The sequence below is a fragment of the Bacillus sp. B28 genome (assembly GCF_029536185.1).
Lineage (GTDB): Bacteria > Bacillota > Bacilli > Bacillales > Bacillaceae > Bacillus > Bacillus halotolerans.
The window spans coordinates 1,316,573-1,333,791 of the sequence record NZ_CP120511.1; the positions used below are offsets into that span (position 1 = coordinate 1,316,573).

The following is a 17,219-nucleotide window of genomic DNA, read 5'->3' on the forward strand; positions in this document are numbered from 1 at the left end:
GCTGTCGCGGGAAATGCCCGTTGGACAGCCTTTTTTCTTTTTAATAAGAGCCTGTGGTTGCCCATACATTCAGGTTGGGGCCTGAATATTTACCGAAAGCGTAGGAGGTTCTCGGGTCTAAGTCATAGACCATAGGCGTATAACAAGATTTTTGGCCTGCCACCGCTTTGCCATTGCCGCCTGCAGAGTCACAGTTATATCTCTTTTTGTCTGTGTTCCGGGTTATTTCCGCATTTGCTTCATAGCCTGTTGTCAAGGTGTTGTTCATCGTTATTTTTGCCCATGCCGTTTTGCATGTACTGCTGAACTTGAGCTCGACGACTCCGATGACTTGATTGTTTGCGTTCACTAAGTTAGAAGATTTTTTTGTGGCGGCGCTGGACGCACAATCATTGTAATAAGGGCTTTTTCCATCGTAGGCATGCGTTTCCGCATGAGCGGGTGCTCCCTTGATGGCAAAAATAAATACGAATGCGAACAACACCAAAGACACCTTTTTAACGATTCTTTTCATTTCTTCCTGACCTCCTTAAAATGACAAACAATAAATCATACGGAGGAAAGGCCAAAACATGCATGCTTTTTTTGGAAAAATAAAGGCGGCCGGGAGGATGGAGTACTTGGCCGCCTGGGGTGTGAAGCTAAGCTTTCAGGTCAATTTTTTGTCCGAGCGTCGGATGCTGAATCAGCTTAAGGGTTTGATCAGCATTTTGCTGGGCAGTGTCCAGCATCTTTTTCGTTAAAGCGATATCAACATTTTGGGCCAGATTTGCTTGATGCATGGCAACTGATAATGCAGGAATATCCATTGCTACACCTCCTATGCCTTACCTATCGGCGGGCGGCTTTGATTTTATAGGGCAGAAAGGCTTAATTTTTTCTGTTGACCCTTACGCTGCGGCATACCGTATATTTTTTGTAAGGAGGGATTAGGATGAATATCGTAATAGAACAGACCTTTCAGCAATATGAAAAGCTGTTTTCGATGGAAGAACACGAAAGAGCGGACGAATTTCGGTATACGATGATGGGACCGTTTGAAAAAATGTGGAGCGCCATACAGGTTCCCCTAAAAGCGAAGACACCGAATGGATATGATGTAATCATGGCTGTAAAGATGCTTGGTTATTTGGATGTGTGTGATGCTGAAACCGGACAGAAAGCATTAAGAAAACTGCAGCAGTTGCATATTGCGGAGACTGCTGAATCTGCGCTGCAGCAGTGTATACATTTTGCCGAGCGTGAAAAGCTGCGAGTAAATGCGGAAGAAATGAGGTTCGGGCTTTACATTGCTGATCCAAGCAAGCTGAAGCTGCAAAAAGGGTATTGCGGGTTTGGGGGAATTCCAGGCTTTATTCACGTTTGGATGTATCCGAACAGCTATAACCTTCTTAGGATTTCATCGATTATTGCCCATGAATTTCACCATAATCTGCGGTTTTCGTATTTTGATTTTCACCGAGGTTCTGTGTCAGTCGGGGATTATCTTGTCATTGAAGGGCTGGCTGAGTCATTTGCGCGGGAGCTCTTTGGCGAAGAACAATTAGGCCCTTGGGTTACTCGCTTTGATCGGGACGATTTGCAATATTCCATTGAAGTTATAAAAGAGGTGATTGACGAAAAAGGCTTTTCGGAGGTGAGCCGTTACATGTTTGGAGATCAAATAGCGAAAGCGCAAGGCTTCGAGCCGGCGGGATTATCTGCTTTTGCCGGATATGCGGTTGGATATCACGCTGTTCAGTCTTTTATGAATAAACACCGGGTCGATATAAAGGAGGCCACACTCTTGGATACAGAGACGATTCTGTCTCAGTGCGGGCTGTTCTCGACATAAGAAAAAGCGTCACGTCAGCGGCGCTTTTTGATGTTTTGATGGATCAGCTCTATGAGTGTGCAGGTGACAATTCCCATCGTATAAGCTAAGATATCGCTCCATAAAAATCCGTACCCCAGCACGAGGCCGCCGAGCGAAGTGTCCCTGATCCGGTCGATCCACTCAGCATGGTACAGCTGGCTGCATTCGATAATAACGCAAAATGAAAGGCTGATAATGCCTGTTGTGATGGTTTTCATCGTATGAAACAGAAAGCCGCAGCCCGTAAAAATCATTGCGGCCCACAGTGCATCTCCGAGATAGGCATTGACGATATCCGGGAGAAAACTGGAGAATGCTCTTGACCCCAGTCCCAACCCAATGATGAGGATTGTAAAGGCCGCATATATGAACCGGTTCCTTCTCATGAATGATTGATACCTCTTCCCGCATTTTCCCTCCCATGTATTGTAAGGAATCCATCCTCACTTTGTCCATAAAAAAAGCGGCTGAACAGCCGCAGGTACTTTTATCTTGCTCTTAGATTGACATGGTCGGCTGTCTGATCTTTTCCAATGACGAAATGGAGCTCATAACGGCCTGTATCATAGATATAGTCGATTTCATCCGTGAATGGGACGGTTAAAATTCGGTCGGCGGGGCCAATTTGATCGCTCAGCACATCCGGTGTAACCCCTCCTAGATTCAGACGGCGTTCTACTCCGGTTCCAAAGTAACGGATTTCTGAAATGGTCATGTCCTTGTTATAGGAAAAGCCGTAGCCGGGATTTCCCATATTCCAGCTGTATAGATCAAACATATTGTTTTCTCCAGCCGGTCTTTCCGGTTCTCCCATCTTGGCATGGACATCCCCTTTTGTGCTTTTGTTAATCGTAAGACCTTCTACCTGCTGCGGCATTTCACCTGTAAAAGCGGTGTTATAAAGATTTTTTACAAGCTCAGCGGATGATGAGGTTGTTTCTTCAGCAGGAGGATTTGTCTGAGCGGCAGCTTTTGCCGGAATTGCCGTCCCAAAGCCAAAAACAGTGCCTGACAGTGCTGCCGCTGCTGTTAATGCGGAAATGGTTTTCTTCATGGTTATCCCTCCCTTTATGTCTATCATGACGTTTCCCGGTGTTTGTGCATTAAAACATTTGTATGCGCTCTGTATGTTTTAATCAGCACGTGTAAGGGAACTGAAATGGGTAATTCGGTATATAAACGCAAGAAAGGGGAATGGAGATGGCGGACACAAAAAAAGTAACAATCAACGGCGTTGAGATGGAGACAGCCGGAGACCAGACGGTGCTGCAGCTTTTGAATAACAGTTCAATCGAAGTGCCGCAAGTATGCTATCATCCGAGCCTTGGGCCGATAGAAACATGTGATACGTGTATCGTCAGCATCAATGGTGAGCTGAAGAGATCGTGCTCAGCTGAAATAAAGGATGGCGATGTCATTGATACGCTTGCGTCTGACGTGAAAAAGGCACAGGTCATCGGGATGGATAAAATCTTATATAATCATGAGCTTTACTGTACAGTTTGCGATTACAACAATGGAGGATGCGAAATACATAATACGGTGAAGGAAATGAAAATCAATCACCAAAGCATCCCGTTTGATCAAAAGCCTTATCATAAGGATGAATCCCATCCGTTTTACCGGTATGATCCTGATCAATGTATTTTGTGCGGCCGCTGTGTCGAAGCATGCCAAGACGTACAGGTGACAGAAACACTGACGATTGACTGGGAGCGGGAACGCCCGCGCGTCATTTGGGATAATGACGTGCCGATTAACGAGTCGTCATGTGTGTCGTGCGGCCATTGCTCAACCGTATGTCCGTGCAACGCGATGATGGAAAAAGGAATGGAAGGGGAAGCCGGATATTTAACAGGCATCAATAACGAATCACTGCGCCCGATGATCGAGATCACGAAAGGCGTAGAGACAGGATACGGCTCGATTCTCGCCATTTCTGACATGGAATCTGCCATGCGTGATGAACGAATCAAAAAAACAAAAACCGTCTGCACCTATTGCGGTGTCGGCTGCAGTTTTGATGTTTGGACTAAGGGCAGAGATATTCTGAAAGTGGAGCCTCAGGAGGAGGCGCCTGCCAATGGCATTTCCACTTGTGTAAAAGGCAAGTTCGGCTGGGATTTTGTAAACAGCGAGGAGCGTCTGACAAAACCGCTCATCCGCGAAGGCGACCATTTCCGGGAAGCAGAGTGGGAGGAAGCCTTAACGCTGATCGCAAGCAAGTTCACTGAATTGAAGGAAGAATGTGGCCCTGACTCACTTGCTTTTATCACGTCGTCTAAATGTACGAATGAAGAATCCTACCTGATGCAAAAGCTGGCCAGAGGGGTTATCGGCACAAATAATGTGGATAACTGCTCGCGCTATTGCCAGTCTCCGGCTACTGCCGGCCTGTTCCGAACAGTCGGATACGGCGGTGACTCAGGATCGATTACAGATATCGCCCAGGCAGATCTTGTTTTAATTATCGGTTCGAACACATCAGAGTCGCATCCGGTATTGTCTACACGCATTAAACGGGCTCACAAGCTGAGAGGGCAGAAGGTTATCGTGGCTGATATCAGAAAACACGAAATGGCTGAGCGTTCTGATCTATTTGTTCAGCCGCGTGCCGGATCAGATATCGTCTGGCTGAATGCCATCGCCAAATATCTGATTGAAAACGGCAAGGCCGATGAACGCTTTTTGCAGGAAAGGGTCAACGGCCGGGATAAATACGTGAAAAGCCTGGCGCCGTACACACTTGAATATGCAGAGGAGAAAACCGGAATTGATAAACAAACCCTGATTCAAATGGCTGAAATGATTCATGAGGCTGACAGTGTGTGCGCGTTGTGGGCCATGGGCGTGACACAGCACATTGGAGGCAGCGATACAAGCACTGCGATTTCAAATTTGCTGCTTGTCACAGGAAACTACGGAAAACCAGGTGCGGGTTCTTATCCATTACGCGGCCATAACAACGTGCAGGGAGCAAGTGACTTCGGAAGCATGCCAGACAGCCTGCCGGGCTATGAAAAAGTGAAGGATGAACAAGTCCGCAAGAAATACGAACAAGCCTGGGGTGTACAGCTGCCGAAGGAGCCGGGCATGACCAACCATGAAATGATTGAAAAAATCCATTCCGGCCAGCTGAAAGCGATGTATGTAAAAGGGGAAGAAATGGGCCTTGTCGATTCTAATATCAATCATGTACACGCCGCATATGAAAAACTTGATTTCTTTGTTGTGCAGGACATTTTCCTATCTCGGACGGCAGAATTTGCAGATGTTGTTCTTCCTGCGAGCCCGAGCCTTGAAAAAGAAGGAACCTTTACAAACACTGAACGCCGTATTCAGCGTTTATACCAGGTATTTGAACCTATGGGTGAATCAAAGCCGGACTGGCAGATTATTATGGAGGTAGCGAATAAGCTTGGGGCTAATTGGAATTATGAGCATCCTTCCGACATTATGGAAGAAGCTGCAATGCTGTCACCAATTTATGCAGGAGTAACTTATGAACGTCTTGAGGGCTACAACTCCCTGCAATGGCCTGTAAGTGCTGATGGGAAGGATTCACCTTTACTCTTTACAGAACGCTTTCCTTTTCCGGACGGCAAAGCGATTCTTTATCCGGTTCAATGGGCTGAGCCTGAGGAGTTCGGTGAGGAATATGACATCCATGTAAATAACGGCAGACTCTTGGAGCACTTCCATGAAGGAAACCTGACGTATAAATCAAAAGGTATTTCTGAAAAAACGCCGCATGTATTCTTAGAAATTTCTCCAGAGCTTGCGGCAGAACGGGGGATCCAAGACGGGACCCTTGTCAGACTCACGTCGCCTTTTGGAAATGTGAAGGTGAAATGCCTGATCACTGATCGTGTCAAAGGGAAGGAAGTGTATCTGCCAATGAACGATTCTGGGGAAGCGGCGATCAACCTGTTAACAGGCAGCCACGCAGACAAGGATACTGACACGCCTGCGTACAAAGAAACATCAGCGAAGATGGAAATCTTGAAGCAGGATGGAATCAATCCGCTGCCTAAAATCAATCACCGCAACGGAAATCCGCAGCCGCAAATCGGTGTGCAGGTTCATAAAAAATGGGCGCGGAAGGATTACATCTTCCCTGGCGATGCTGTGAAAAGGGGGATTGGGCACAATGGCTAAAGCGATTAAACGCATTCAGAAAGTACAGGTGACCGAAGAAGATCAGCGCAAACGTGATTTGGAAGAAATCGAAGATGCCTTAGTCGACAACAAAGAAGCCATCCTGGAGACGCTGCAAATGCTTGGGCACATGAACGATCGGGGCGTACTGCCTTTGCTCCGCGGCCTTTTTGGCCAAGGTGATAAAGTCCTTGACATCCTAGTGAAAAAGGCAGATACAGAGGAAACAGCCAATATGCTTAAAAACCTGCTTCTCCTGTTTGGAACACTCGGCATGCTGGATGTCAAACAGCTGGAGCCGCTCATTTTGAAAGTGAATGCCGGTGTGGCGAACGCGGTAGAACAGAAGAACAGCGAAGAGAAAACAGGTTATTTTGATATCATCCGTTCGCTTAAAGACCCGGAAATCAACAAAGCGGTTACGCTGCTGTTCTCCTTTTTAAAAGGAATGGGACAAGATACAAAGGAGCTGGAACGCACAACTCAGCCTCCGGAACATCAAAAACATCATCAGGAACCCCGAGAGAAAAGGGGAATGGATAAGCGAGATTAACACCCGCCCGAGCCGGCTAATGCCAGCTCGGGTTTTTTGTGAGATGAGTCTTGGGAACTAGGAGAAAATATCTAAAATAGAAACAAGACAAAGAAGCTTTTGTTTTAGAAGAGGATAAGCCATCATCGGCCTGTCCAGTATTTTTTCCAGTAAAGGATAAATATCTATGTCATTGGCTGACCTATACTATGAATGAATATGATAGAGTAATTTGTTACTTTGTTCCCTGTTAAGAAAAGGAAAAGCGTGATTATAATAGAAAACGATTACTTTAGATGGAGGAACAGCAATGAAAAAAGCATTATTCATTTTGTTTGTGCTAACGATTGGATTTGCGCTTTCTGCGTGCAGCCAGTCCAGTGATGCGTCAGCTGAGCAAAAGACAGAAAAGAAAGAAGTAACAGCAACGGAAAAGAAAACAGAGGAAAAAGAAACCAAAACGGATGAAAAGGTGCATAAAGTAGGCGAAACTTTTAAAGCTTCCAGCACAAATTTCTCGGTCAATAAAGTATATACGACGGCAGAACAAGGCGAGTATAAGACAAAAATTGGAGAGAAAGAAAAAACAATAAATAATAATGAAGAATTTTTAATAGCTGAGGTAACGATCGAAAATACAAGCGACAAGTCTTTCAATTATACGAGTGGCGGTTTTGAATTGAAAGATGGCAAAGATCAATCAATCAGAGCAAACATAGTATCTACTGCTGACCTGAAAACAAGCCTTAAATCAGGAAAGTTAGCCTCGGGTAAAAAGGTAACAGGCACAGTCAGTTTCGTGATTCCAAAAGGAGAAAAAAACCTTAATTTGTCATATAGTCCATCATTTTTAAATTTTGAAACAGAGGATATTACATATTTCGTAAAACTGAATTAAGGTATCTTTTGAGCATGTCACCGGAAAATCGGAGCATGCTTTTTTTTAAAAAGAGATTGATAGTATAAAATAGTAGTGAGGTGATCAATTATGCAAACCAAATGGCTGGAACGGGCACAGCGAATTCAGGCGATCGCACAGGCGGGGCTTGCTTTTTCCAAGGATGTGTATGACAGGGAAAGGTACGAAGAGCTGTTGAAGCTCAGCGCAGAGATGATGGCGGATTACTCGGAGAAGGACATTGAAGTCATCACTGATTTATGGAAGGGCGAGAAAGGCTATCCGACACCGAAGGCGGATGTTCGCGGCGCGGTATTTCGAGAGAATCGCATATTGCTTGTCCGGGAGAAGCATGACGAGCTGTGGTCACTCCCAGGCGGGTTTTGTGAAATTGGTTTATCACCCGCTGAAAATGTGATCAAGGAAATCAAAGAAGAGTCGGGGTACGATACAGTGCCTTCCCGATTACTGGCCGTGCTGGACAGCCATAAGCATCCTCACCCCCCTCAGCCTTATCATTACTATAAGATCTTCATTGAATGCAGCATAACGGGCGGGCAGCAGAAAACCGGGATTGAGACGAACCATGCCGCTTTTTTTCCGGAAGACAGGCTCCCTCCGCTTTCTCCAAAACGAAACACACAGTCACAGCTCAGCATGCTTTTTGATTTTCAGCGTCATACGGATAAAAAAACTGTATTGGATTAAACAAAAAAGAGCCCGAGGCTCTTTTTTGTTTTTAAAGGGCAATATGTTTTTCGCTGGCTAGCTTCAAAAGGGTCAGTACCGAATCGGCTTGTTTATGGCCGAGCTTTTGTTTTAGTTTGCTTTCTTCAACTAAACGGCTTCCATATATGTCGACAGAGGCTTTATCGACGACAGTATGCCAGTTTTCCTGTTTTTTTCCCTCAACGAGCGGTTTTGAATGTCTCTCAGAAAAAGAGAACACAAACAATACAAATGCAAGTGAAAGTACGATGCCGACAACTAGTTTTTTACGGTTGATCTGTGCTGTCATTTGTTCTCTCCTTCACCATTTTACTTTCTATTTAATCATATCTTCAGCTTACTTTACATAATGGAAAAGTCATCTTTTAGAGTAGTGCTTACGTTGCGGATGAGGGCGACGTGTAAGATTTTTATAAGCTATTGATTGCGTTTCTAAAATCGATGAGCATGCCTAAGGTCACGTTGTGAACCAAATCGGGTGTGCGTAATAGAAAAAAATTGAAAGATTATGGTAAGATGAACAACATTCGAGGGGGATTATATGATGCCTGCACCGGCATCTTGAAGACCTGCCTGCTGTTTCAGACGACAAAATGGATGTCCCTCTCTTTTTCGATAGCAGGAGGTGGTGAAGTTCGTCAATTGCTGAATCTTTTCTTTCATGGGGAGGGGAAAAGCATGAATGTGGTAAATCGGCGACAAGCTTTGCAGCGTGCACTGATGAACGGAAAAAATAAACAGGATGCTTATCATCCGTTTCCGTGGTATGAATCGATGAGAAAGGAAGCTCCTGTTACCTATGATGAAGACAATCAAGTATGGAGTGTTTTTCTTTATGATGATGTCAAAAAAGTGATTGGGGATAAAGAGCTTTTCTCCAGTTATATGCCGGAGCAGACAAGTTCTATCGGGAATTCGATCATTAATATGGACCCGCCAAGACACACGCAAATCCGTTCTGTTGTCAATAGAGCGTTTACACCGCGTGTCATGAAGCAGTGGGAACCAAGAATTCAAGACATCGCAGATGATCTGATACATCGTTTTCATGGACGAAGCGAGTTTGATTTGGTTCAGGATTTCTCATATCCGCTTCCTGTCATTGTGATATCTGAGCTTTTAGGCGTTCCTTCAGAGCATATGGATGCGTTTAAGACATGGTCTGATATTTTGGTGAGCACACCAAGAGATGGAAGTGAGGAAGCGGAGAAAGCCTTTCTGAAAGAGCGGAACAAGTGCGAGGAAGAGCTAGCCGCGTTTTTTGCCGGCATCATAGAAGAAAAACGGAAGAAACCGGAACAGGACATCATCTCCATTTTAATTAAAGCAGAAGAAACCGGCGAGAAGCTTTCCGGAGAAGAGCTGATTCCGTTTTGTACATTGCTGCTGGTGGCGGGAAACGAAACGACAACGAACTTAATTTCAAACGCGATGTACAGCATTTTAGACACGCCGGGCGCTTATGACGAATTGCAGCGGAATCCAGAGCTGGTGCCTCAGGCGGTGGAAGAAGCTCTGCGTTTCAGGGCGCCTGCACCTGTTTTGCGGCGAATTGCCAAACGGGATACAGAGATTGGTGGCCATCAGATAAAAGAAGGCGACATGGTGTTGGCGTTTGTGGCGTCAGCAAATCGTGATGAAGCGAAGTTTGACAGGGCGCACAAGTTTGATATTCACCGCCACCCCAATCCGCATATTGCGTTTGGCCACGGCATTCATTTTTGTCTTGGGGCTCCCCTTGCACGGCTTGAAGCAGCCATCGCGTTAACGGCATTGACTCAAACGTTTTCTCATATGGAGCCAGTCAGTATTACCCCGATTGAAAATAGCGTGATATACGGACTAAAGAGTTTTCGCGTCAACATATAATATGAAAATTGGAGGCTGAAATGATGAGACAGCATCATATCTCAATTATTAATATCCCGGCATACGGACATGTGAATCCAACTCTTGCGTTAGTGGAGAAGCTTTGTGAAAAAGGGTATCGTGTCACTTATGCGACGACTGAGGAATTCGCGCCTGCGGTAAAGCAAGCCGGGGCAAGCCCGCTTTTATATCAAACTACGATTAACGTGGAACCGGAACGCATTAGGGAAATGATAGAGAAAAATGAAACACCGATTAGCATTTTAAAAGAATCGTTCGAAATCTTGCCTCAGCTTGAAGATTTATATCAAAATGACCAGCCTGATCTTATCGTTTATGATTTTATCGCATTTGCGGGAAAATTGTTTGCTGATAAGCTGAATGTGCCGGCCATCAGGCTTTGTTCTTCCTATGCGCAAAATGAATCCTTTCAGCTTGGAAGTGAAGAGATGCTCAAGCAACTCAAACAAGCGGAGGCCGATTTTCAGGTTTACCTTGAGAAAGAAAACTTACCGGCTGTCTCATTTGAACACTTAGCTATACCGGAAGCGTTAAATATTGTCTTTATGCCGCGGTCTTTTCAGATTAAAAACGAAACCTTTGATGAGCGATTCTGCTTTGTCGGTCCTTCACTTGGAAAACGAGGTGAACAAGAGAGCCTGCTGCCGGAAACAGGCAATCGCCCGCTCATGCTGATTTCATTGGGAACCGCTTTTAACGCATGGCCGGAATTTTATCGCATGTGCATAGATGCATTTCGGAATTCCGACTGGCATGTTGTGATGTCAACAGGGATATCAATTGAACCTGACAGTCTAGGTGACATTCCTGACAACTTTACGGTTCGCCAGCGCGTTCCGCAGTTGGATATCTTAGCGAAAGCCGATCTGTTTGTTTCTCACGGGGGAATGAACAGTACGATGGAGGCAATGAATGCGGGGGTACCGCTTGTTGTGATTCCGCAAATGTATGAGCAGGAGCTCACTGCCCGGCGTGTTGATGAATTAGGCCTCGGCGTCTATTTGCCGAAAGAAGAGGTCAGCGTCTCCCGTTTGCAGAAGGCGGTTCAGGACGTATCCCGAGATAAAGAAATGCTCAACCGCGTAAAAGATATGCAGAAAGACGTAAAAGAAGCAGGCGGAGCGGAGAAGGCAGCCGCGGAAATTGAAGCCTTCATAAAAAAGTCTGTCGTTCCGCAATAACACATTTGCACCCGAAATCTGCTGAGATTTCGGTTTTTCTTCTTTTAAAAAGGATGGGATGCAATGAGTAAAGAAAACGCCGTCTATCTGATTACAGGGGTGATGGCAGCGGGGAAGTCCACAGTTGCCCAGCTTCTTTCTGAGCGTTTCGACAAGAGCGTTCATGTCAGGGGAGATGTATTTAGAAAAATGATCGTAAATGGCGAAATGCAAATGTCAGGCACTCTTTCAGCTGAGGCGCTGGAACAGTTGCGTCTTCGCTACCGGCTGGCTGCTAACGTATCGGATATGTATGCTGAAGCGGGGTTTCATACGGTGGTGCAGGATGTGATCATCGGACCTATGTTAGAAGAAATGGTGAAGTTGATCAGTTATCGTCCATTGTATGTGATCGTATTGGCACCCCGAGTAGACATAATAGCCGCAAGGGAATCAGCACGCAAGAAAAAAGGATATGGGGATATCAGCATTGAATCTCTCGATGCCGTCTTGCAGTCAGAAACACCGCGTCTAGGCCTGTGGCTAGATTCGTCAGAGATGACGCCGGAAGAGACGGTGGGAATGATATACAAAGGGCTGGAGACTGCAGCGAAAATAAAATAATGAATCCTGCTTTCTCCAGCTTGTTCTAGGGTGCAGAGGCTAACCCCCGCCCCGCGAACATCTTCTATTAAATATTCTTTTTCATCCCGCATCTCCGGCATTCTCTCAAAAACTTTCCGCCTTTTACGGAGCTTTTAAAAAGCGTATAGTCACAATTATCACAGCGTCCGCTATGAACGTCAGGATATTCGTTAAATTCATAAATAACTGATGTGTCGTAGCCTTTTGTTTCGTATTCTTCTTTTGTTTCCATGGTCGATCCTCCGTTAAAACGTGTCTGTTGTTTATATTACAGCATGCATCCGGTGTATTCAACGGGTAATGAGAGGCATTTGGTTCATCTTGATTTCTCCCTTGGTTTGCGACACAATAGCTTTAATAAAGGTTATATACATATAAAGCCTAAGCTGGCAAAGAGGAGAGGAACGGATATGGGTAAAGGTTTACATGGAAAACGCGTTGCGATCGGCGGTTCTCGGAAAACGGAAGAAATCAGCACAATCATTGAAAAACAGGGCGGAATTCCTGTCGTTCGGCCTCTCCAAGGAACGGTGTACTTGGCAGAGGAGCAGGTGGAGCCGGAGCTGCGCAAATTTGCTGAAGAAAAAGCCGACTGGGTGATCTTTACGACAGGCATCGGTACGGAGACGCTTGTGAAGATGGCAGAGAAAATCGGAGTAAAGGACGAGTTTCTGCTGGCGATTCGCCAGGCTAAAGCGGCGTGCCGAGGGTACAAAACATTGTCTGCGTTAAAAAAGCTTGGCATCACCGCAGAGGCTTCTGATGAAGATGGGACAACCAGCGGATTGATCCGGTCCTTGGAGCCTTACGACTTTTCAGGAAAAAAAGTAATGGTGCAGCTTCACGGAGAAAATGCACCTGCCCTCATAGCATTTTTGGAGGAAAAAGGAGCTTCAGTTTTGCCGATTCTCCCTTATCAGCATATCCCGCCAGAGGAGGAAACGGTGGAACAGTTATGCCGGGAACTGCTGAATGGTGAATTGGATGCCGTTTGTTTTACCACGGCCATTCAGGTTCGTTCTCTGTTTCATTTTGCCAAGGAGCGCAGCTTTATCAATGAAGTGAAGGCTGTATTCGAAGAGCGTGCCATCGCAGCGGCTGTCGGAAAAGTGACTGCTGAAGCGCTGCGGGAAGAAGGCATCACAAGGCTGCTTGCTCCGGAGATTGAGCGGATGGGCGCGATGATTATTGAACTTTCACGGTATTATGAAGAAATGGCTGGGGAATAACCAGCACAAAAGCCGCTTTTCTGTTGAGAAGCGGCTTTTTTTTGTAATCTGCAAATCCTCGAAATCGCTGTCATCATGTTAACCATTTTGCTTCAGCTGCTGATGCGCGGTAAATAATGACGGGTATGTCAGCACGCTGAGTATGACACAAGTCAGCGCGGCGGACGCCATCGTTGTAAAAACAATCAAAAGCTGAAAGCGTACCGCCTGAATCGGATCGGCGCCGGCTAAGATCTGGCCGGTCATCATGCCGGGAAGCTGGACGAGCCCCAATGTCTTCTGGCTTTCTAGCGTTGGGATCATACTCATTTTCATGGCGGAAGTCAGGATATGCTGTATGGATTGTTTTGGTGTGCCGCCAAGCGACAAAATCAATTGAATTTCTTCCTTGCGCACCCCGATCTCGGAGCTGAGCCGGTTTAAAAACAGGCTCGCGAGCACCATTGAATTTCCGATGACCATTCCGCTGATGGGGATGACATACCGTGCGGTAAGCGGGATGATGTGAAGCGCCAGAAGAATGCCTTGGGTGACGATTTCTACAATCGCTAACGCCACAAACACCCTCCAAAAAGAACCGATTTTCATTTTCTTTCGTTTGACGACGTTTTGCGCCGCCACCGCCAGCATTAACAGCACCATCAGCAGGATAAAAACAGGGTGATCCCCATGAAATATCAGCGACAGCACATAACCGATCACAAGCAGCTGTAACGCGGCCCGGATGGTGGCAATGATCATATCTTTTTCAACGCCGGCTTTAAAGGATTTTGATAAAAACAAGGCGATCAGCACAAAGATCATGGTGAATGAGAGAGAAAGGTAATCCATTACCGTGTGCCCCCCTTCAAAAATTCACGGACTGCTTCATGCTGAGGACGCGAGAAAAATGTGTCTGTCTCCGCGATTTCCAACAGCCGGCCATCAGCCATAAACCAAATGGTATCGGCTACGCGTTTCGCCTGTTCCATGTTATGGGTCACCCACATCACCGTCAGTTCTTTCTCTTGATGATGCCTTTTGATCAGTTCTTCAATCTCCAGAGCAGAAACAGGGTCCAGCGCAGATGTAATTTCGTCCAATAATAGGATGGAGGAAGGGTTTGCGAGTGTTCTGGCAAGTGAAAGCCTTTGCCGCTGTCCGCCTGATAAATCCTTGGCGCTTCTGTCTAACAGCTCTGGAGACAGGCCTGTCAGTGAAGCGAGCTCTTCAGGAGAATAAAGCTGGGTTTGGTGGAGCTTTTGTACCAGATTCAGATTGTCACGCACCGTTCCGTCAAGGACGGGGGCGGATTGAAAAGCAAGGGAGGCCGTCCGCCTCAGTTCATTCACATTCCAGTCTCTGACTTCCTTTCCGTAAATCTTCACTTCACCGTGATCCGGTGTTTTCATCAAATTACACATTGACAGCAGTGTGCTTTTTCCTGAACCGGAAGGGCCCAAAACGGCCACGATTGCACCCTGTTTAATGTCTCCGGTGACATCCTTTAATACATCATAGGTTTGTCCCTCTTGTTCATAGCTTTTTCGCACAGATGTGAATGAGATTGCTGGTATATCGTCTTTTTGATTGTTTGCTTCCATTAAAATATCACCTTTCAGTTAAGTGGGCTTAGACTATACATAAATATAACGTGAAACAGGTCTCTTTTGGAAGGCGTTAAAAAGAAAGGAGAACGGGCTTTCGCCCATTCTCCAGAAGCTGCTAAGCAGTCAGATTTGACTGAGTTTTCTCTTTGGGTTTTTGTTGGGAAGCGAAGGTATGTAACACCATTCCGGCAATAATGATCATTAAGCCTGCAAACGATAAAATGGAAGGGAAAACACCTGACAGCAGGATTATTTCACCAAGCAAAGCGAATATCACTTCTCCGGATTGTGTTGCTTCAACAGCAGCAAGCTTTTGCGGATGATCTCTTACCATATCCGTTGCCCAGAAAAATAAAACGGTCGCAATGATGCCTGAGCTGACGGCAACGATAAAGGATTGAACGGTTTGCCCCGCGGTCGGAAGGCCATCTGACCACCAGCCGTAAGCTGCCAATACAAGCCAGAATGGAAGGCTTGCAAGGGTCATTCCCAGCACACGCTGGAACGTATCAAGCCTGCCTCCGTATTGCTCAAGCATTCTCCGGTTTCCCAGCGGATAGGCGAAAGCAGCAATGACAACCGGCAACACGCTGAAGAGCAGCATTTTTCCGGAAAGCGATTCTGCATGCTGGAGCTGAATCAGCGCTGCCCCAATCAGAATGACGACGGAAGTGCCCAGCGAAGCAAGGGGAATCTTTTGCCGAACGAGTAAAGTGCCTCCAGGCGTGTTTTTTTTCTCATAGAAAAATGGAGACAGCAGCACACCGGCTACAATGGTAATTTGCCATGTTCCGGCTACGAGCCAGCCCGGCCCGAATGCGGCGGCAAACGTGATCGGCGCATAAAAAAGAACAAAACCGACGAAGCTCCACTTTATCCAAAAAAACGGCTTTTTCCGCATCTCTTGTAAAAGAGGAACGAACTTCCCTTTCATTATGACAATCAGACATAAAAACGGAACCATAAAAATAAAGCGTAACGAGGCGCTCCAAAGCCAGCTGCCTCCGGATAATTCCATCGCCCTGTTTAAAATAAAGGTAACGGCGAAAAAGAGAGAAGCCAATATTCCGATTACAATCGCTTTCATCAAATCCCTCATTCTGGCATTATTTTTTTATACTATACTACCCGGGATGATACAGATCAACGGAATTGTGAGAAAATAATGATGTTTTACGGATCAATATAAGTGGAAGACAGAAATAGGGAGGTGAAAATGATGGAAACAGAAACGTACTTTTTTCAGGATGACGGCAGGATTCCAAATCACCCTGATTTTCCGCTCGTTATCTATAAAAAAGTTTTTATGGGACGTGCTGAACAGACAGAGCGGATCGTCAACCGGCATGGCTGGCTAAACAGCTGGTCGGGCAGTGTTTTTCCGTACCATCATTATCACAGCAACACGCATGAAGTCCTAATCGCAGTCCGAGGGGAGGCTGTTATTCAATTTGGGGGAGAAAAAGGAGCTGCTGTTCCTATCAAAACGGGCGACGCAGCGGTCATTCCAGCCGGTGTCGGCCATAAAAAGCTAAGCGCGAGCCCCGATTTTACCGTGATCGGCGCTTATCCAGATGGTTCTCGGTATGATATGAAGACGGGAAAGCCGGATGAAAGAGCGGCTGCGCTAGAGAATATAGAGAAAGCAGTACTTCCGGCATTGGATCCAGTTACAGGAAAAAGAGAACCTCTATTGGACATATGGGTAACGCGTAGGGGAGAAAATTGATGGATTGTCAATAACTAGTGCTGAAGAAATGTTATGACACGGGCACCATATAAATTAATTTCATAATCGAAGCAATTCACGTTCAAATTTTGTTCAAAAAGTGTTATCATATAGAAGGTAATCAAATTGGAGTTTTTTATGTTTGCTATTTTCAGAGAGAGTAAAGGATTTTGACTTATTCAATGGTTTATTTTTGAGATAAAAATAATACTGAATATGGCAAGATGAAAAACTGGGTAGTAAACATTTATTTTTGCGAATGATTGTGCACGAATTCACAATCCTTCTTCTCATGCTTTCAAACATGAGATCAGGGAGAGGCACTACCCTTTCCAAAAAATCAGCATACTGCTTATAGTAAAGGAGAATTGGATATGCCAGAAACAATCGATCAAACAAATGCGTCTGTCAGCCAAAGCCAGCAAGATCTTATTGATCAGCTGTTAAAGCCAGAAGTTCAAGAATCACTGACTGTTTTAGTTGACCAGCTTCCAAAGCTGACTGAGTTAGTGAATATTTTAACGAAGTCTTATGATTTCGCTCAGTCTGTTGCGACTGACGAAGTATTGAAAAGCGATACAGTCGGTGCAATCACTGAAATTCTCGAGCCTGTAAAAGAAACAGCAAAAGAAGTGGCTGCGACTGCAATCGAAGCGAAAGACCGCGCGGATGCTAGCAACGAAACGATTGGACTTTTCGGCCTGTTGCGCATGCTGAAAGATCCTCAAGCTCAAAAGCTGTTCCGTTTTGCTAACAGCTACCTTGAAATCATGAACGAAAAACAAAAATAATCTCATATTCAAAT

The 17,219-nt window shown here is 45.6% G+C and carries 20 protein-coding genes; 11 read left to right on the top strand and 9 right to left on the bottom strand.

The genetic code is table 11. The features are described from left to right. Positions 1-40: 40 nt before the first annotated feature. The gene (locus tag P3L57_RS06555; RefSeq protein WP_044156310.1) at positions 41-514 is read right to left on the bottom strand and encodes a YjfA family protein; all 474 of its coding nucleotides are present in this window, start codon (positions 512-514) and stop codon (positions 41-43) included. Between the two features lie 127 nt (positions 515-641). After that, positions 642-809, bottom strand: a complete 168-nt coding sequence (locus P3L57_RS06560; RefSeq protein WP_010333849.1) for a YjfB family protein — start codon at positions 807-809, stop codon at positions 642-644. A 125-nt stretch (positions 810-934) separates the two neighbouring features. Here P3L57_RS06560 and P3L57_RS06565 point away from each other — a divergent pair, with 125 nt between their 5' ends. Beyond that, positions 935-1,834 carry a DUF2268 domain-containing putative Zn-dependent protease gene (locus P3L57_RS06565; RefSeq protein WP_044156308.1) on the top strand — a complete coding sequence of 300 codons (900 nt, stop codon included), beginning with the start codon at positions 935-937 and terminating at the stop codon, positions 1,832-1,834. Between the two features lie 14 nt (positions 1,835-1,848). Here the strand turns inward: P3L57_RS06565 and P3L57_RS06570 are convergent, their stop codons facing one another. Together P3L57_RS06570 and P3L57_RS06575 are read right to left on the bottom strand one after the other, a co-directional pair. After that, on the bottom strand, positions 1,849-2,241 hold the full coding sequence (locus tag P3L57_RS06570) for a ribosomal maturation YjgA family protein (protein ID WP_059292986.1): 393 nt from the start codon (positions 2,239-2,241) through the stop codon (positions 1,849-1,851). A 101-nt stretch (positions 2,242-2,342) separates the two neighbouring features. After that, a complete protein-coding gene (locus tag P3L57_RS06575) occupies positions 2,343-2,909 on the bottom strand; it encodes a YjgB family protein (RefSeq protein ID WP_059336140.1) in 567 nt (188 codons plus the stop codon). A 146-nt stretch (positions 2,910-3,055) separates the two neighbouring features. On the opposite strand from P3L57_RS06575, the gene fdhF reads away from it, so the two are divergent. The 4 genes from fdhF (at position 3,056) to P3L57_RS06595 (ending at position 8,151) form a co-directional block, all read left to right on the top strand. Then, positions 3,056-6,013, top strand: a complete 2,958-nt coding sequence (gene fdhF / locus P3L57_RS06580) for a formate dehydrogenase subunit alpha (protein ID WP_069486408.1) — start codon at positions 3,056-3,058, stop codon at positions 6,011-6,013. Continuing rightward, the gene (locus tag P3L57_RS06585) at positions 6,006-6,566 is read left to right on the top strand and encodes a helical membrane plugin domain-containing protein (protein WP_059292983.1); all 561 of its coding nucleotides are present in this window, start codon (positions 6,006-6,008) and stop codon (positions 6,564-6,566) included. Before fdhF ends, P3L57_RS06585 begins: the two co-directional genes overlap by 8 nt. Positions 6,567-6,855: 289 nt before the next feature. After that, positions 6,856-7,443, top strand: a complete 588-nt coding sequence (locus P3L57_RS06590; protein WP_044156301.1) for a DUF4352 domain-containing protein — start codon at positions 6,856-6,858, stop codon at positions 7,441-7,443. Positions 7,444-7,533: 90 nt separating this feature from the next. Beyond that, complete coding sequence (locus P3L57_RS06595) at positions 7,534-8,151, top strand: NUDIX hydrolase (protein ID WP_059292982.1); 618 nt, start codon at positions 7,534-7,536, stop codon at positions 8,149-8,151. Positions 8,152-8,182: 31 nt separating this feature from the next. Here P3L57_RS06595 and P3L57_RS06600 read toward each other — a convergent pair whose 3' ends face one another. After that, the gene (locus tag P3L57_RS06600; protein ID WP_024121023.1) at positions 8,183-8,461 is read right to left on the bottom strand and encodes a hypothetical protein; all 279 of its coding nucleotides are present in this window, start codon (positions 8,459-8,461) and stop codon (positions 8,183-8,185) included. Positions 8,462-8,850: 389 nt separating this feature from the next. Here P3L57_RS06600 and yjiB point away from each other — a divergent pair, with 389 nt between their 5' ends. The 3 genes from yjiB (at position 8,851) to P3L57_RS06615 (ending at position 11,846) form a co-directional block, all read left to right on the top strand. Beyond that, the gene (yjiB, locus tag P3L57_RS06605; RefSeq protein WP_044156299.1) at positions 8,851-10,041 is read left to right on the top strand and encodes a monooxygenase YjiB; all 1,191 of its coding nucleotides are present in this window, start codon (positions 8,851-8,853) and stop codon (positions 10,039-10,041) included. Between the two features lie 23 nt (positions 10,042-10,064). Then, the gene (locus P3L57_RS06610; RefSeq protein WP_059292980.1) at positions 10,065-11,243 is read left to right on the top strand and encodes a macrolide family glycosyltransferase; all 1,179 of its coding nucleotides are present in this window, start codon (positions 10,065-10,067) and stop codon (positions 11,241-11,243) included. 63 nt (positions 11,244-11,306) lie between these two features. Next, entirely contained in the window at positions 11,307-11,846 is a 540-nt protein-coding gene (locus P3L57_RS06615) for an AAA family ATPase (protein WP_059336135.1), read from the top strand. Between the two features lie 67 nt (positions 11,847-11,913). Here P3L57_RS06615 and P3L57_RS06620 read toward each other — a convergent pair whose 3' ends face one another. Then, positions 11,914-12,099 carry a DUF8096 family protein gene (locus P3L57_RS06620; protein ID WP_010333860.1) on the bottom strand — a complete coding sequence of 62 codons (186 nt, stop codon included), beginning with the start codon at positions 12,097-12,099 and terminating at the stop codon, positions 11,914-11,916. 178 nt (positions 12,100-12,277) lie between these two features. On the opposite strand from P3L57_RS06620, the gene P3L57_RS06625 reads away from it, so the two are divergent. Further along, positions 12,278-13,096 (top strand): uroporphyrinogen-III synthase, encoded by an 819-nt coding sequence (locus P3L57_RS06625; protein ID WP_044156295.1) that lies wholly within the window; start codon positions 12,278-12,280, stop codon positions 13,094-13,096. 78 nt (positions 13,097-13,174) lie between these two features. Here the strand turns inward: P3L57_RS06625 and P3L57_RS06630 are convergent, their stop codons facing one another. The 3 genes from P3L57_RS06630 to P3L57_RS06640 all read right to left on the bottom strand — a co-directional run bounded on the left by P3L57_RS06630 (position 13,175) and on the right by P3L57_RS06640 (position 15,772). Continuing rightward, complete coding sequence (locus tag P3L57_RS06630) at positions 13,175-13,927, bottom strand: ABC transporter permease (RefSeq protein WP_044156294.1); 753 nt, start codon at positions 13,925-13,927, stop codon at positions 13,175-13,177. Further along, positions 13,927-14,679, bottom strand: a complete 753-nt coding sequence (locus P3L57_RS06635) for an ABC transporter ATP-binding protein (protein ID WP_069486409.1) — start codon at positions 14,677-14,679, stop codon at positions 13,927-13,929. The genes P3L57_RS06630 and P3L57_RS06635 overlap by 1 nt, the downstream gene beginning before the upstream one ends. A 121-nt stretch (positions 14,680-14,800) precedes the next feature. Next, positions 14,801-15,772 carry a DMT family transporter gene (locus P3L57_RS06640; protein WP_069486410.1) on the bottom strand — a complete coding sequence of 324 codons (972 nt, stop codon included), beginning with the start codon at positions 15,770-15,772 and terminating at the stop codon, positions 14,801-14,803. A gap of 129 nt (positions 15,773-15,901) precedes the next feature. On the opposite strand from P3L57_RS06640, the gene P3L57_RS06645 reads away from it, so the two are divergent. Next, the gene (locus tag P3L57_RS06645; RefSeq protein ID WP_437434725.1) at positions 15,902-16,414 is read left to right on the top strand and encodes a cupin domain-containing protein; all 513 of its coding nucleotides are present in this window, start codon (positions 15,902-15,904) and stop codon (positions 16,412-16,414) included. Positions 16,415-16,788: 374 nt separating this feature from the next. Beyond that, positions 16,789-17,205 (top strand): helical membrane plugin domain-containing protein, encoded by a 417-nt coding sequence (locus P3L57_RS06650; protein ID WP_010333866.1) that lies wholly within the window; start codon positions 16,789-16,791, stop codon positions 17,203-17,205. Positions 17,206-17,219 lie beyond the last annotated feature (14 nt).

Bases quoted from the DNA above. Each gene is read 5' to 3' on its own strand.
- P3L57_RS06570 (WP_059292986.1), bottom strand. From the start codon at position 2,241: ATGAGAAGGAACCGGTTCATATATGCGGCCTTTACAATCCTCATCATT.
- P3L57_RS06565 (WP_044156308.1), top strand. From the start codon at position 935: ATGAATATCGTAATAGAACAGACCTTTCAGCAATATGAAAAGCTGTTT.
- P3L57_RS06595 (WP_059292982.1), top strand. From the start codon at position 7,534: ATGCAAACCAAATGGCTGGAACGGGCACAGCGAATTCAGGCGATCGCA.
- P3L57_RS06560 (WP_010333849.1), bottom strand. From the start codon at position 809: ATGGATATTCCTGCATTATCAGTTGCCATGCATCAAGCAAATCTGGCC.
- P3L57_RS06555 (WP_044156310.1), bottom strand. From the start codon at position 514: ATGAAAAGAATCGTTAAAAAGGTGTCTTTGGTGTTGTTCGCATTCGTA.
- P3L57_RS06640 (WP_069486410.1), bottom strand. From the start codon at position 15,772: ATGAAAGCGATTGTAATCGGAATATTGGCTTCTCTCTTTTTCGCCGTT.
- P3L57_RS06610 (WP_059292980.1), top strand. From the start codon at position 10,065: ATGAGACAGCATCATATCTCAATTATTAATATCCCGGCATACGGACAT.
- fdhF (WP_069486408.1), top strand. From the start codon at position 3,056: ATGGCGGACACAAAAAAAGTAACAATCAACGGCGTTGAGATGGAGACA.
- P3L57_RS06635 (WP_069486409.1), bottom strand. From the start codon at position 14,679: ATGGAAGCAAACAATCAAAAAGACGATATACCAGCAATCTCATTCACA.
- P3L57_RS06575 (WP_059336140.1), bottom strand. From the start codon at position 2,909: ATGAAGAAAACCATTTCCGCATTAACAGCAGCGGCAGCACTGTCAGGC.
- P3L57_RS06585 (WP_059292983.1), top strand. From the start codon at position 6,006: ATGGCTAAAGCGATTAAACGCATTCAGAAAGTACAGGTGACCGAAGAA.
- P3L57_RS06590 (WP_044156301.1), top strand. From the start codon at position 6,856: ATGAAAAAAGCATTATTCATTTTGTTTGTGCTAACGATTGGATTTGCG.
- P3L57_RS06615 (WP_059336135.1), top strand. From the start codon at position 11,307: ATGAGTAAAGAAAACGCCGTCTATCTGATTACAGGGGTGATGGCAGCG.
- yjiB (WP_044156299.1), top strand. From the start codon at position 8,851: ATGAATGTGGTAAATCGGCGACAAGCTTTGCAGCGTGCACTGATGAAC.
- P3L57_RS06600 (WP_024121023.1), bottom strand. From the start codon at position 8,461: ATGACAGCACAGATCAACCGTAAAAAACTAGTTGTCGGCATCGTACTT.
- P3L57_RS06650 (WP_010333866.1), top strand. From the start codon at position 16,789: ATGCCAGAAACAATCGATCAAACAAATGCGTCTGTCAGCCAAAGCCAG.
- P3L57_RS06630 (WP_044156294.1), bottom strand. From the start codon at position 13,927: ATGGATTACCTTTCTCTCTCATTCACCATGATCTTTGTGCTGATCGCC.
- P3L57_RS06645 (WP_437434725.1), top strand. From the start codon at position 15,902: ATGATGGAAACAGAAACGTACTTTTTTCAGGATGACGGCAGGATTCCA.
- P3L57_RS06620 (WP_010333860.1), bottom strand. From the start codon at position 12,099: ATGGAAACAAAAGAAGAATACGAAACAAAAGGCTACGACACATCAGTT.
- P3L57_RS06625 (WP_044156295.1), top strand. From the start codon at position 12,278: ATGGGTAAAGGTTTACATGGAAAACGCGTTGCGATCGGCGGTTCTCGG.